At 57.8% G+C, this 14,752-nt stretch carries 10 protein-coding genes; 7 read left to right on the top strand and 3 right to left on the bottom strand.

What is annotated here, in order from left to right; genetic code table 11:
- Together PT964_RS20060 and PT964_RS20065 are read left to right on the top strand one after the other, a co-directional pair.
- Positions 1-188: hypothetical protein (locus PT964_RS20060; RefSeq protein ID WP_274365137.1), on the top strand; the 188-nt coding region annotated here is incomplete at its 5' end.
- Between the two features lie 496 nt (positions 189-684).
- On the top strand, positions 685-1,290 hold the full coding sequence (locus tag PT964_RS20065; protein ID WP_274365138.1) for a hypothetical protein: 606 nt from the start codon (positions 685-687) through the stop codon (positions 1,288-1,290).
- Here PT964_RS20065 and trmB read toward each other — a convergent pair.
- The gene (gene trmB, locus PT964_RS20070; protein ID WP_425262771.1) at positions 1,287-2,294 is read right to left on the bottom strand and encodes a tRNA (guanosine(46)-N7)-methyltransferase TrmB; all 1,008 of its coding nucleotides are present in this window, start codon (positions 2,292-2,294) and stop codon (positions 1,287-1,289) included. The genes PT964_RS20065 and trmB overlap by 4 nt on opposite strands.
- A 127-nt stretch (positions 2,295-2,421) precedes the next feature.
- Positions 2,422-2,592: a hypothetical protein gene (locus tag PT964_RS20075; protein ID WP_274365139.1), complete on the bottom strand. Its 171-nt coding sequence runs from the start codon at positions 2,590-2,592 to the stop codon at positions 2,422-2,424.
- A 353-nt stretch (positions 2,593-2,945) separates the two neighbouring features.
- On the opposite strand from PT964_RS20075, the gene mnmL reads away from it, so the two are divergent.
- From mnmL to PT964_RS20095, 4 genes are all read left to right on the top strand, one after another.
- Complete coding sequence (gene mnmL / locus PT964_RS20080) at positions 2,946-3,908, top strand: tRNA modification radical SAM protein MnmL/YtqA (protein WP_274365140.1); 963 nt, start codon at positions 2,946-2,948, stop codon at positions 3,906-3,908.
- A 6-nt stretch (positions 3,909-3,914) separates the two neighbouring features.
- Positions 3,915-4,493, top strand: a complete 579-nt coding sequence (gene mnmM, locus PT964_RS20085) for a tRNA 5-(aminomethyl)-2-thiouridylate-methyltransferase MnmM (RefSeq protein WP_274365184.1) — start codon at positions 3,915-3,917, stop codon at positions 4,491-4,493.
- A 54-nt stretch (positions 4,494-4,547) separates the two neighbouring features.
- A complete protein-coding gene (locus PT964_RS20090) occupies positions 4,548-5,519 on the top strand; it encodes a type I phosphomannose isomerase catalytic subunit (RefSeq protein ID WP_274365141.1) in 972 nt (323 codons plus the stop codon).
- 163 nt (positions 5,520-5,682) lie between these two features.
- Positions 5,683-7,881, top strand: coding sequence for a diguanylate cyclase (locus PT964_RS20095; RefSeq protein WP_274365142.1), 2,199 nt, complete (start codon positions 5,683-5,685; stop codon positions 7,879-7,881).
- 15 nt (positions 7,882-7,896) lie between these two features.
- On the opposite strand, the gene PT964_RS20100 is transcribed toward PT964_RS20095, so the two are convergent.
- Positions 7,897-9,669 carry a B12-binding domain-containing radical SAM protein gene (locus tag PT964_RS20100; RefSeq protein ID WP_274365143.1) on the bottom strand — a complete coding sequence of 591 codons (1,773 nt, stop codon included), beginning with the start codon at positions 9,667-9,669 and terminating at the stop codon, positions 7,897-7,899.
- A 166-nt stretch (positions 9,670-9,835) separates the two neighbouring features.
- On the opposite strand from PT964_RS20100, the gene PT964_RS20105 reads away from it, so the two are divergent.
- A complete protein-coding gene (locus PT964_RS20105) occupies positions 9,836-14,221 on the top strand; it encodes a DEAD/DEAH box helicase (protein WP_274365144.1) in 4,386 nt (1,461 codons plus the stop codon).
- The last annotated feature ends 531 nt before the right edge of the window (positions 14,222-14,752 follow it).

Raw genomic sequence — 14,752 nt, forward strand, 5'->3', positions numbered from 1 at the left:
TGGAGACAACAGGTTCTGAACACGCCATTGCCAAAACGACCTCCAGCAACGGAAATTACTCCGGATTTATGACCAAACCGCAACAGATTATGGACATACCTTTTCCATGTTCGAGAAAGGGATGGCGAGAGTCGGTGAAATCACGTCATATCTTCCCTTGCGCATTATTATGGCAAGAGTGTGTTTAAAAAGTGTCGTTCGTTTTCCATAANCATGTTCGAGAAAGGGATGGCGAGAGTCGGTGAAATCACGTCATATCTTCCCTTGCGCATTATTATGGCAAGAGTGTGTTTAAAAAGTGTCGTTCGTTTTCCATAATTTCGCCGAAATCACCTCCGTATCTGACATTACGGAAAAAGTGTGTTCATATTCGGTAGTGGTGACGACATGTTTTGAACACACTATTGCCAAAACCACCTCCACAAAAGAAAATTCCCCGAAATTATGACCAAACCGCAACAGATTATAGACACATTACTTCTATAATTGGAACATGGTGGACAGATAGGCGAGTCCGCACTATAATGGGACATAGTGAAGCACACATTTCGGGCGTGAGCCTTAGAGATGTGTGCTTTTTTTATTTGAAAAAGCAAGGAGGATAAAAAAATGCACGCTGCCGTAGCAAGGTTTATCGAGAAGGTATAGGCGGAAGCCCGCCGAACGGGGAAAAAACGATTCAAAATGAACCATATCGAAGTCATGTTTCTGAGCGAGGTGTTCGGTCCGGAGATGAATTATGATTTTAGCGGATTGGAGCCGCAATTCCCTTTCAAAGATTATAGGGACGGGAACCGGTTCGCCGACTTTCTATATTGCAAAGGTCCGATCAAAATCATCATCGAAATCGACGGCCGTACTTGGCACGTGACCCATATATCCGATGAAGAATTCGACGACCATCAGGAACGGCAGAACGATCTTATCCTCTCGGGAGGTTATCTGCTTTTGCGGTTTACGGCTAATATGATCCAGAAGAAGCCGATGCTGTGCCGAAGGCAGCTTATGCAAGCAATAGGCCGGTGTTATGCAACCGCAACCGGCCAACTGCCGCTGGAAATCGGCGATATATGGTCTTACCGCAAGACGGCCGTCAAGCTGCTCGCCGACAAGCATCCGCGCATGATTAAGCCGGCGGACGTCGCCGCGGAGTTCGGCATTAACCGCCGAACGGCCGTCTATTGGCTGCGCCGGCTCGTTCAAGATGGGAACCTCGAGCCCATGAAAAGCAACAAGCGGATCGTCGGCTACAAGTGGGCGGACTCGCAGCCTAAGTGGAACGCCAACTAACGCCGCGACGGCGAGCCGTCAACGCGCAAAATGCTGCCGGCCCGCTTCCGCGCACCGGCCCCCGCACCGATGCCCTTGCGAGGCGGCGCCAGCTCCTCCGCCAGCTCCGCGTCCGCGTGCGCAGCCCCAGCTCTCGCCGCGTTCGCAAACGCACGATCACGAGCATCCGCCGCCATTGCAGGCGCATCATCCGCACCGGCGCCGACCCCCGCGTCTGCATCCTCGCCCGACCGCGCCGCCGCAAGAGCCGCCCGCGCACGCTCCTGCGCCTGCTTCCCGCGCCGCTCCCGCAGCTCGGCAAGCTCCGCTTTCCGGCGCTCCACGGCGCGCTCCCCTACGATGACCTCGACCCGATGAATGTTAATGCCTTGACTTGCAAACTTCATCTCATACTCGGTCATCACATTGTTCGGCACGGGTCCGGCCCCGTGCATATCGAGGGAGATGTTGCGCACCATCATCTCCATCTCCGCGAACGAGTTCAGCGAAAACTCGAACAGCGAACGCGAATCGGTCTTCATATGGATTTCGCCGTCGCGATTCAAAATTTCCTTATATTTCTGAAGGAACGTCATATACGTCAGCCGGCGGTGCGCATGCCTCGTCTTCGGCCAAGGATCGCTGAAGTTCAAATAGATGCGCTCGATCTCGCCCGGCGCGAACATTTCCTCGATATATTCGATGTTCCCGAGCGCGAGACGCAAATTGTCTGTCGTCTCTCCCCCGGCCGCCTCATGCTCGCTTCGAGCCTCTTCCGCCTTCTCGCTGCCTTTGCGGATCAGCTCGTCGTACATATCGATCCCGATAAAATTAATATGCGGATGCTGCAGGCTCATCTGGCTAATAAACCGCCCCTTGCCCATCCCGAGCTCCACATGAATCGGCCGGTCGTTGCCGAACGCTTCGCTCCATCTTCCGCGCAGCTTCTTCGGCTGCATGACGACCAAATTTTCCAATGTATGCAGCAGTTCTTTCGTTCCCGTTCTTCTTCTTAATCTCGTCATCTTCTATAATCCTTTCCCGCTTGTCTCCAAAAATCAGCCATGTATATTGTGCCCAAACGGAAACCGTAAAGCAAGACAAAACAAAAGAACCCCCCGCGCGGGGAGGTTCGACCGCCATCCTATATATTCAGTGCTCCAAAACCTTAGTATCGACCGACTGCTTCAGCTTCTTCTTCGCGTTCGTCAGCAATTCCGGCTGCTCGTTAAACCGAACGCCCGTCAAAGCGATCGCTTCCTTCACCGTCAACTCGATCGTGACCTTCTCGTCGCCGCGCGGCACCGCAAGAGCTTCTTTCATGTCCGTTCACCTCTTCTTGGCATAATTCGGGGACGCAAGCAAGCGTCGTTCTCAAAGCCCCCGCACGAACTGAAAAAATACTGGTAGGAATTAGGTTTTTTCGTTGCTGCAACACATTTACAATTTAACACGACATGTTAGGTTTGTCAAGTTTGAAAACGCTTTTTTTGTATGTTTTAGGCACGGCTTGCCTATGCCCAGTATGCCCAAAATGCCAAGCCAAACATCCCCAGCCCGGCAGGCCCCGGAGGCCCTTTATTCCGATTCAAGCGCAAACCTACCCTTCCGCTTTCAATTTGGGTACAATGATAGCAACGATTTTTTGCATCAATACGAAGGAGCAATCAGCTAAAATGGCGCAAATTACCGAAACGTCAGCCGCACAGCCCCTCCTTTGGGGCGACAAGCGGTTTCATACATGGAATTACGAGATGCGCGAGCAGTTCGGGACGAAGGTGTTCAAGGTCATGCTGGACGCCGGCTTCACATGCCCGAACCGCGACGGCCGCATTGCGATCGGCGGCTGCACGTTCTGCAGCGCGCGCGGCTCGGGCGACTTCGCCGGGAGCCGGCGGCACGATCTGGTGACCCAGTTTAACGAAGTGCGCGACAGACAGCATCAGAAATGGCCGAACGCCCGATATATCGGATACTTTCAAGCTTATACCAACACGTACGCACCTGTCGGAGAGCTCAAGGAATGCTTTGAGCCGATTCTGGAGCAGCCGGGCGTCGTCGGCCTCTCCATCGCCACGCGTCCCGATTGCCTGCCCGACGATGTCGTAGAGTATTTGGCGGAATTGAACGAGCGCACCTATTTGTGGGTGGAGATGGGACTCCAGACGATTCACGAACGCACCTCGGAGCTCGTAAACCGCGCGCACGACACGGAGACGTACTATAAAGCCGTGGATAAGCTGCGGAAGCACGGCATCCGGGTGTGCACCCACATCATTTACGGCTTGCCGCAGGAGACGCACGAGATGATGCTCGAAACCGGCCAAGCCGCAGGGCAAATGGATGTGCAAGGCATTAAGATCCATCTCCTCCACCTGATGAAAAAGACGCCCATGGTGAAGCAATACGAAGCCGGCTTGGTTCGTTTCCTGGAGAAGGACGAGTACGTCGGGCTCGTCGTCGACACGCTCGAGAAGCTCCCGCCGGAAATGATCGTCCATCGGGTGACGGGCGATGCGCCGCGCGAGCTGCTGATCGGCCCGATGTGGAGTCTGCGCAAATGGGAAGTGCTTAACGCGATCGACGCCGAGCTGCTTCGGCGGGATACGTGGCAAGGCAAGTTTTGGCGGGGAAGGTGAATAACCATCGGATTTCTATCGATCATTTCATTCGCGCATCAGCTTGTGAAGGAGCGTCTGTGCCCCGGCGACACGGCCGTCGACGCAACGATCGGCAACGGCCATGATACGCTTTTCCTTTGCCGCCTCACAGGCGTCGCAGGGCATGTATACGGCACCGATATTCAACCGGAAGCGGTCGCAAACACGCGCGCACGGCTGCAATCCGGAGGGATCGAGGAAAGCCGCTTTACGTTGTGGCAGGCCGACCACGCGCGCTTGAGCGAGCTGCTCCCCCCGCAGGTGCACGGCTCGGTTGCGGCCGTCATGTTCAATCTCGGCTATTTGCCCGGCGGCGACCACGGGACCGTCACGGCCGCCGATACGACAATCACCGCGTTAACGGCGGCGATCGGAACGCTTCGCCCCGGCGGCGTCATTACGGCAGTCGTTTACCCCGGTCACCCCGGAGGCGGCGAAGAAGCCGAGGCTGTGGCCAATTGGGCCGCCGCTCTGCCGCAGGACCGTTATCAATCGCTGCAGTATCGGTTCATGAACCAGCGCAACGCCCCGCCGTATGTGATTGCGGTTGAAAAACGCGGCTAATGGCTGTAACATTTTAAACTAAAAACAGATCGCTTGTGGGAGGAATCATCAATCATGTCTTTACAGCCGTACCCGTTGCAGTTTCGCCCTGAATTTAAAGAACGCGTCTGGGGCGCGAGAGAGTTAGAACGCTTCGGCTTTCAGATGCCGGAAGGAAACATCGGAGAGGCATGGATGATCGGCGAGCATCCGAACGGCACGACCGTCGCCGCGAACGGGCCGCTGGCCGGCGAAAGCTTGGACGCAATCCGCGAACGGCTCGGCACGGAGTGGTTCGGCACGCGCGGCATTTCGCCGAAGACTGGCCGGTTTCCGCTGCTGATCAAGCTGCTGGACTGCAGCGACGATTTGTCGGTGCAGGTGCATCCGAACGACGATTATGAGCGGCTAGGCCCCGGTGAGCTGGGCAAAACCGAAATGTGGTACGTACTGGACGCCAAACCGGGCGCGAACATCATTTACGGCCTCCGTGAAGGGGTTGACCGGGAAAAACTGGCTGCGGCTATAGAACAAGACCGCATCTTGGATTGCTTGCAGGAGGTTCCGGTCCGCGCCGGAGACACATTCTACATTCCGGCAGGCACAGTCCATGCCCTGGGCGCGGGAGTGCTAGTGGCCGAAATTCAGCAAAACTCCGACACGACGTACCGGCTTTACGATTACAACCGTCCGGGACTCGACGGAAAGCCGCGGGAGCTGCATATCGAGGATTCGCTTAACGTGATCGCGTACGACGGATCCGGCGCTTCGCGCGGAACGACCGAGCTGGCCGGCGATAACGAGTGGCTCGAGCTCGCCTCCTCCCCCTACTTCAAGGTGGAGAAGGGCCGCGCTCACGGCGAATGGAGCCTCTCGACGACTCCCGACAGCTTCCAAATTTTAATTTGCTGCGAAGGCAGCGGTTCGATCCGCTGGGCGGAAGGAGAAGCCGCCTTGAAACCGGGCGATTGCTATTTGCTCCCGGCGAATCTCGGGCAGTATGCTTTAACCGGAAACGCAACCGTGCTGAGAAGCCTCGTCCCGTAACCTTTTTCGCACATTACACGTTAAAACACATAATCGGCCGCCCGCGTCGGCAGCCGGTTGTGTGTTTTGTTTTTTTCCAGAAAAAGATAGGATGTTTCATTTACTAGACCCGTCCTACCGTTTACAATGGAGTTACCAACTCACAACGAGAGGATTTTGTCATGTGATAGCTACTTTAATAGTAGATTTAGCGTTTTACGTCGCTATCACCCTCATCTGGCTGAAAGCCAGAGATATTATCGCCGATAGGCCCGTGTTAGGTAAGGAATGGATTTCGTCGCTTTCCGTCGGCTTGTTGTCCGTGCTTGTCATGATGCAAACCTTCGAGAGAGATCATTTATATTTTGACCTGCGCTTCATTCCTCTTTTGTTATATGCCTATGCTAAAGGATGGAAGGCCGGATTAACGGCCTGCTTGCTGCCGATCGTCTACCGCCTTGCTCTGGGAGGAGACGCCGCCCCTGAGGCCAGCTTCAGCACGATCGTGCTTCCTGTCTTTTTCGGCGCGCTGTTTCACAATAAATCCGCCGTTTCGGAATATACGGTATACCGGTGGATCGACATCCTCGTTTCTTCGAATCTTTATCTTATCGGTTTCTGGGTCAGTGGAATCGTTTTCACTGATTTGCCGCTGCGCGAATGGACGGAAACCGCCCTGATCATGTCGGCGTTCGGCAACATATCCGTCATCATTATGACGTGGGTATTTAACGATGCGAACCGAAACCGCTTCATCAAAAAAGAGTACGAAAAGCTCGCCAACTACGACTCCAAGACCGGACTTCCCAATATTCGCTTCTTCCACGAACGGGCTGCCGCGCTGGCTGCGCAGCAGCCGATTTTCTTGCTGATGATCGACATCGACTATTTCAAGCATTACAACGACTCCAACGGTCACATTATCGGCGACGGCCTGCTCACTCATTTCGGACTCGCCGTCAAGCAGTCGATCGGCAGCAGAGGCTTCGTCGCCCGATACGGCGGCGAAGAATTTATAGCCGCGCTTCCGGTGGACTCCAAGGAGACGGCTTGTTCGATCGCGGAATGGGTCCGTTCCGACATCGAGAAAACTTCCTTCTCCGGAGGGGACAAGCAGCCGTACGGCAAGCTTACCGTGTCGATCGGCGTCAGCGGCCCGGCGAACGACTTGTCCACGCTCATCCAGCAAGCCGAGGAGGCGCTGTTCGTGGCGAAGCGGCAAGGGAAAAACCGGTACTGCTTTTACGACGACGTCGCCCCGTTCGTCGACCGCACGCAGCTGGAGCAGGAGCGCGACTTCTTCAAAAATCATTACGAATCGATTCTCGAGGCGTCCGGCGACGGCATTTGCGGCTTGGACCATGCCGGATACGTCACGTTCGCCAATCCGGCCGCGGTACGAATTACCGGATACAAGCAGGACGAGCTCGTGGGGAAGCATATCCGGCTGCTGTTTTCGAAATATGCGGCGGTCAATGCGCAGGGGAACGACGACAGCGTCCCCGTTAACTGCCCGATCGAACGTACGCTGCGCGACGGCGTTCTCCGCCATCAGCTGGACGCACCCCTATACCGTAAAAATGATCCACCGCTCTCCGTAGAATACATTTGCAGCCCCATGATCGAAAACGGCCGCGTACAAGGCGCGGTGGTCACCTTTATCGACATTACGGAGCGCAAAAAGATGCAGGAGCTCACACGCAAAGCGGACCGCATGGACGTGATCGGCAATACGGTGGAAGGCATCGCCCACGAAATCCGCAATCCGCTTACGACGCTCAAAGGGTTTCTCCAGCTCAGCAGAAGCAAGCTGGATCCGAACCATTACGAGACGATGCGGCGCGAGCTCGACCAGATCGATTTCGTCATCCGGGAGCTGCTGGTCGTTTCAAAGCCATACGAGCTACAGCTGCAGGAAGTGAAATTGGTCGATTGCATCCGGGAATCCATCGAATCGGCAAGCTCCCATGCAGCCCTGCAAAGGACGGAAATCCGCTTCGATTACACAAGAGAAGGCTTGTCCGTTTACGGCGATGCGGAACGGCTCGCCCAGCTCGTGCTCCACTTGATCCGGAATTCGCTGGATTCGCTGGAGGAGGACGGTGTCGTGTCCATTTCCCTGGAGGAGCACGCGGAAGATGACAGCGTCCTGCTCTCCATTCAGGACAACGGCAAAGGGATGCCCGAGAACATCGTCCAGAAGCTCGGCGAGCTGTTTTATTCGACGAAGACGAACGGCATCGGCCTCGGCCTGACGCTGTGCAATCGAATCGTTCAGCAGCACAACGGCGAAATGCAAATTACGAGCGCCGCGAATCAGGGCACGACCGTCACCGTCAAGCTTCCCTCTTACGCAAACCAAGCGATGCACATCATGGCGTAAGAAAAGGGCCGTTCGTCAGGAGACGACGGCCCTTTCCATTGCCAAAGTATACATTTCCGCGTATGTGCCGGCATCCGGCGCAAACCGCGCTATGAGCAGCGTCTCCCTCGACCGGTCGAGCACGCCGGTACGAAGCGCCGCATCCAAATCGAACGGAACCTTCTCCAGCATCACCTGCTTGCGGAGCTCCCGTTCGGCCAGTCCCAGCGCGGCGAACGCCGGCGAAACGATTCCCGGCTCTTCGGCCAAGCGGCGCATCCAACCGGAATGCTCCTCTTCGGACAGGAGCATGTCCCACCAAATTTTGCGCGGTTTATACTTATGCTGCTTGAAATAATCGTATTTCATCAGGCCTTCGACAGCATCGGGAGCTTGTGTTCCCCGCGCCGCCAAAAACTGCCGAAGCCGCGTAAACAAATCCTCCAGCTGATGCCCGATCCGCTCCCAGCCCCGTTCCTCCCAATACGCTCCGAACTCCTGAAAGAAGTCGAACGCCGACGGAAACTCGCGCTCGATCAAATATTGAACGGTCTCGTTCATCCGGTGCGCGTTCCAATATTTTTCGAGCACGTCCTCGACCTGCTTGATGCGGACGATGTCGCTGAACGGCAGCACGTCGTTGCCCAAAATTTCGTAAGGCGCCCGGTCCATGTAAATATAGCCGTGGTCCGCCGCTCTCGCTCGCACCCCGGTTCCCCGCAGCATTTTCAGAAAGCCCAATTGCAGCTCCTCGGGCCGTAACGCGAACACGTCGTTAAACGTTGTCCGGAACGATTCGTAATTTTCCTCGGGCAGTCCGGCGATTAAATCGAGATGCTGGTCGATTTTGCCGCTCTCTTTGATTTTCGTCACCGTGCGCGTGAGCTTCGTGAAATTTTGCCTGCGCTGAATGATTTCATTCGTCTCTTCGTTCGTCGACTGCACGCCGATTTCAAAGCGGAAAATGCCCGGCGGCGCGTGCTCCGACAAATAATCGAGCACCTCCGGCCGCATGATGTCGGCGGTAATTTCGAACTGGAACGTGCAGCCGCCGTGATTTTCAATCAGAAATTGAAAAATGTCCATCGCATAATCCCGTTTAATATTGAACGTCCGGTCTACGAACTTAATGAGCTTCGCCCCGGAGCGGATCAAATGCAGCAAATCCCGCTTCGAACGCTCGATATCGAAATACCGAACCCCTACCTCAATGCTGGATAAACAGAACTGACAAGAAAACGGGCAGCCTCTGCTCGTTTCGAAATAGACGACCCGCGTCGGCAGCGAGGCCGTGTCCTCAGAGAAGTAATGCGGCGACGGAATATCGTCGAGCTTCAGCTTCGGACGTCCGGGCATGATGACGGTTTTCCCTTCTTTATCCCGGTACGCAAGGCCGAACACCAGATGAAATTTGCCGCCGCCCTCCGGCGACAGCTCCTGCAGCAAATGATCGAACGTCTCCTCCCCTTCGCCGACCACGATAAAATCGGCCTCCGGGATGCGCTCCATCCAATATTCCGTATCGTAGGACACTTCCGGACCGCCGAGCACGATCTTGATGTCCGGACGAATCTTCTTCAGCATTTGGATAATCGGAATCGTCTCTTCGATGTTCCAAATGTAACAGGAAAAACCGATCACGTCGGGATTGCGGCGGAACAAGTCCGTCACCACGTTCATCGCCGGATCCTTGATCGTATATTCCGCGATTTCGATATCGAATTTGCCGCCGCTGAACGCCTTCAAATAGCGAAGGGCGAGCGACATGTGGATATATTTCGCATTAAGGGTTGCAAGAACCGTTTTCATTATAAAATGCTTCTACCTTTCTCATCATGACTTCCCTCCTATTGTACCGAAACCGCCGCCCCCTTACAAAAAATAATGATGGCAGTCCGGAGTGTTCCCGTTGCAAATGGCGCGCGGAACATCTACGATCAGCATAATAGATTGTGTACGAATTGGAGAGATATGGATGCTGCAAACGTTCCATCCGGTGATCGAGCGCTGGTTCCGCCGCTCGTTCGGACAGCCTACCGATGTGCAGACACAGGCATGGAAAGCGATTCGTTCGGGAGCCCACACGCTGATCGCCGCCCCGACCGGCTCCGGCAAGACGCTGGCTGCGCTGCTTCCGGGCCTGGATGCGATTGTGAAGGACAAGCTCCGGGGACGGGATTCCGCCCGTCCTGCAGGGGTTCGTGTGCTCTACATCACACCGCTGAAGGCATTGAACAACGATATCCATCATCATGTTGCCGGGTTTGCTTCCATGCTGGAGGACATCGCCGCGGAAGCGGACGGGGCATCCGCCGGGGCGTCGGGCGCGGCGTTTGCCGGTGCGTCAAGCGGGGATTGGCCCGGTATTACGACGGCGGTGCGGACGGGCGATACGCCGCAGAGCACGCGGGCTTCGATGCTGAAGCGCCCGCCCGACCTGCTCGTGACGACGCCGGAGTCGCTTTATTTACTGCTGCTGTCCGAGAAGAGCAGGGCGATTTTGCGCACGGTCACCCATGTGATCGTGGATGAAATTCACGATTTGGCGCCCGATAAGCGGGGAGCGCATCTAAGTCTCTCGCTGGAGCGGCTGAGCGAGCTGTGTGCCGAGGACCGAGGTATCGGCGGTACGGGCGATTCGGGACCGCAGCGGATCGGGGTTTCCGCCACGCAGAAGCCGCTCGAGACGGCCGCGTTGTTTCTTGCGGGCTGGAACGATGCCGGTGAGCCGCGGAAGACCGTGATCGTGGAAAGCGCTATGGACAAAACGTTCGACGTGAAAGTCACGATGCCCGACCCGACGGTTCCGGGGAAGGACCGCGACGCCGTCTGGCAGTCGCTGACCGAACGCATTATGCAGCTGCTCGGGAACGCTCGTACAGGGTTAATTTTCGTCAATAACCGTCGAATGAGCGAGCGGCTTGTGCTGCGGCTCAACGACCGGTACGGCGACGGGTTTGCGCGCGCCCATCACGGGAGCGTATCGCGGGAGCGGCGGCTTGAGGCGGAGCGGCTGCTCAAGGCGGGCGAGCTGCGGTGCCTGGTGGCCACCTCGTCGCTCGAGCTCGGCATCGACGTCGGGCATATCGGCGTCGTGCTGCAGATCGACTCGCCCGGCAGCGCCGCCTCCGGCATTCAGCGGATCGGGCGGGCCGGGCACGGCGTCGGCGACGTCAGCGTCGGCCGCATCATCGTGCGCGGACGGAGCCAGCTGCCGGAGACCGCGGTGCTGTCGCGGCAAATCCGGACGCGGGACATCGAGACGATCCGGCTGCCGGACGCGCCGCAGGATGTGCTGTGCCAGCAGCTGACCGCATATGCGGCTTCCGTGCCGGGGCAGGCTGTTGACCTTGGGCATCTTGAAGCGCTCCTTCGCCGCAGCGCCGTTTATCATGAGGTGCCGCGGGAGAAGCTGGAACGGCTGCTCGGCATGCTGTCGGGCTATTATCCTTTTGTTCGCCCTCTTCTGGATTGGGATCGCGCAGCGGGAGTCATGAGAGCACGCAGCAATACGCGGATGGCGGCGTTAATGGGCACCGGGACGATTCCGTCCAGCGCGAACTATCCCGTGTACCATGCCGACACCCGCATCCAGCTCGGCGATTTGGAGGAGGAATTCGTGCACGAATCGAGAGTCGGCGACGTGTTTCAGCTCGGCGCTCACTCTTGGATGATCAAGGAGATCAAACACGACCGTGTTGTCGTTGGAGAGGCGCGGAACCGGTTCAGCGAGATCCCGTTTTGGCGGGGGGATAACGGCGGCCGCTCCTTCGCCCTCGGGGAGGAAATCGGGCGGTTTGTCGAGCTTCTTCAGATGAGGATCGAGGCCGAAGCGCCGGATGAGTTCACGTTCGAGTGGCTGAGGGACGATTACGGCTTGGACGCCGTTGCGGCCGAGGAAATCGTCGACCTTGTCCGCAGACAAAATACGGTTTCCCGAATGCCCACCCGCCGGACGATCGTTGCTGAGGTGTTTCGGGACATAACGAACCAAGCGCATCTCGTGATCCACAATTATTGGGGGCGGCGAGTGAACCAAGCTTGGCTGATTGCGCTGCAGCACGAGTGGTCGGCGTTTCTCCCTTATGTCCCTTACGGGAATGCGAAGGATAACGGGATTGAGATCATTTTTCAGGAGTGGGAGTCGTCTTGGATTCATCGGTTATGGAATGTGACGGCGGACAAAGCGAGAGCCGCACTGATCGAGGCGACGCCGGGGGCCGCGATGTTTGCGATGTCGTTTCGCCGCATGGCGGAGACGGCGCTGCTGCTGCAGCGCGGCTTCGCGCGAGTCCCCTCATGGCAGAAGCGCATCCGGGGCGAGGAGCTGCTGCGGGAGTCGCTGCCTTTTGCCGGAGAGTTTCCGTTGTTTCAGGCCGCGCTCGACGAATGTCTGAACGAGCACCTGGATGCGGCAAATTTGGAGTCGGTGCTTGTTCGTTTGCATGCGGGGGATATTTCCGTTGTCGTGACGGAAAGCGACGTCCCTTCCCCGCTCGCGGCGCAGTTTACGATGGATTATGTCGGGCAGATGATCTATGAAGGAGATGCGCCGAGCGAAGATTTACAGCGCCAGCTGCTGAGCGTCAGCCGCGAGCTGGCGGGCGGCGTGTTCGGCGCCGTGCCTCGGGGCGGCATTGAGCCTGCCGTCGTGGAGGCGGAGCGGAAGCGGCTCGAGCAAGCCGGCGTGGACGGCGGGAAGGCGGACGATCTGATCGCGCTGCTGAAGCGGCGCGGCGACCTGACCATGCGGCAAATCGCCGCTTGGGGCGGCGACGCTGCCGCCGGCTGGGTCGCGGAGATGGCTGCCGCCGGCCGAATCTCGCCGGTAGTCATCGCCGGCGAGGAGCGCTGGATCGTCAGCGACGAGACGGATACGTACGCGCGGTTTCCGGACGACGGGACGGCGGCGGCTTTTGTGCTGCTGCGGTGGATCGACCGGCAGATTGCGTTCACGCGGCAAGAGCTCCAGGAGCGGTATGCGCTGAGCGAGGACTTCGCGGAGGAGCAGATGCGCCGGTGGAGGAGCGAGCAGCGGATCGTCCCCGCTCCGTTCGCGGAGCCGGGGGAGACGACGCTGTGGTCCAGCGCCAAGGTGTCCTCCCGCATCGTGCGGCTGTCGTTGTCGGCCATACGCGAAGCCGGGGCGCCCGTCCGCGCGGACCGTTGGACGCGGCGGCTGCTCGCGCGGCACGGTATGGCTGCGGAGGCGGGCTCGGGCTCGGCCACACCTTCACCCGAGCTGAGGAGAGTGCTCGAGTTGCTTCAAGGGCTGTTTTTACCCGTGTCACATTGGGAAAGCATCGTCTTCCCTGCCCGGATTCCCGGCTACCGCAAGGAAGACCTCGACTACTTGTGTTCATCCGGCGAAGTCGTATGGGTCGGTCAGCGTTCCGCCGGAGAGAAGGAGGGCCGGATCGCTTTCTTCTTCGCGGAGAATACGGCGCTGCTCGGCGGTCTTCCTGCTGCTTCGGGGGAGACCGCCCAGCCGGAGCTGCTTGCGCTGCTGCAAGAGCGCGGCGCGTCATTCTTGACGCGCCTGTCGTCCGACTCGGGCCTCCCGCCGTCGGAGCTGCTGCCGAAGCTGGTCGACCTCGTCTGGGAAGGCCGCGTCGCGAACGACAGCTTCGCCCCGATCCGCAACTATTTGCTGGCCAAGGGCAAGCTGAATCCGAAGCTCGGATCGGGGCTCGGCCGATGGTACGCGATTGACCGCTCCCCGAATCATGTGCCCGCCGAGGAGTGTGCGCTCGCTTGGGCGAAGCAGCTGCTGCACTGCCACGGCATGCTGACGAAAGACATCGTCGCGCAGTACGCCCCCTATTCGTGGGAAGAGCTGCTTCCGGTGCTGAAGCGTCTGGAGGAATGGGGCATGCTTACGCGCGGCTTGTTTATAGAAGGCGCCGCTGCGCTGCAATTCATGGAGCACGATGCGGTCGACGCCCTGCGCAAAGACGCCGGGGATTCGCAGGGTCTGCAGCTTGCCGATGACGAGCTGATCATCGTCAATGCCGTCGATCCTGCGAATCCTTACGGCATTGCGCTGCCTTGGCCGGAGCATCCTCAAGCGAAGTTTGCCCGCAAGAGCGGCAATCAGCTCATTCTGCGCGGCAGCCGGCCGGTGTATTGGTTCGAGTCGAACGGCAAGCACATCGTGCGCCTCTCCGACGACAACGAACCGGTCGACGGCTTGGTGCCGGTGTTCCGCCGCTTGCTGCGCCGCCAAGGCTTGAAGCGCATCGTGATCGATACGTGGAACGGCCGTAAGGCGGTCGATTCGGCGGATATGGCCGCCTTGCTCGATCGCGGCGCGGAGCGCGACCGCGGCTCGATCGTCCTGTGGCCGAGCACGCTGAACTAGCACAACGACGATGAATCGGGTTAGCACCGAAATGTGGCGTTAACCCGATCGCATCAGCCTGAGACTGTTAGCACCAAAAGTTGGTACTAACCCTACCTCAAGCCCGCCGCATGACCGAGTTAGCACCAAAAACTCTCATGTCCTTGCGGACACCACCAGGTATGAAAAGTCCGATTTTTGGCTGTACTGTCGGTGCTTCCGATACTGCCGATGCTGCCGGTATCGCCAGTCCTGCCGGTATCGCCGGTTACCGCCGCTTCCAAAACTGACGCGAATCGCTTCGGTGCTAACGGAACCGGATGTCCGCTAATTTTGTCGAAACCGGGTAAAAGGGCCTATTAGCGGAACCGAATGTCCGCTAATTCGCTTGAATCGCCGGCAATTGGCCGTTTTCGGGCGATTAGCGGACACCTTGTTCCGTTAAGTCGCAGCTTTTAGGGATGAGGCGGTTTTTAGCGGACATTTCGTTCCGTTAACTCCCGGCGGCCACGGGGCGTTTACACCGGAAAGTACGAACAAGTTCCAGAGTGT

It is taken from the genome of Paenibacillus thermotolerans (assembly GCF_028745515.1).
In the GTDB taxonomy this organism is placed as follows: domain Bacteria; phylum Bacillota; class Bacilli; order Paenibacillales; family YIM-B00363; genus Paenibacillus_AE; species Paenibacillus_AE thermotolerans.

Coding starts and splice junctions, on each gene's coding strand:
- PT964_RS20065 (WP_274365138.1), top strand. CDS start 685: ATGAACCATATCGAAGTCATGTTTCTGAGCGAGGTGTTCGGTCCGGAG.
- PT964_RS20100 (WP_274365143.1), bottom strand. CDS start 9,669: ATGAAAACGGTTCTTGCAACCCTTAATGCGAAATATATCCACATGTCG.
- PT964_RS20090 (WP_274365141.1), top strand. CDS start 4,548: ATGTCTTTACAGCCGTACCCGTTGCAGTTTCGCCCTGAATTTAAAGAA.
- trmB (WP_425262771.1), bottom strand. CDS start 2,294: ATGACGAGATTAAGAAGAAGAACGGGAACGAAAGAACTGCTGCATACA.
- PT964_RS20075 (WP_274365139.1), bottom strand. CDS start 2,592: ATGAAAGAAGCTCTTGCGGTGCCGCGCGGCGACGAGAAGGTCACGATC.
- PT964_RS20105 (WP_274365144.1), top strand. CDS start 9,836: ATGCTGCAAACGTTCCATCCGGTGATCGAGCGCTGGTTCCGCCGCTCG.
- mnmL (WP_274365140.1), top strand. CDS start 2,946: ATGGCGCAAATTACCGAAACGTCAGCCGCACAGCCCCTCCTTTGGGGC.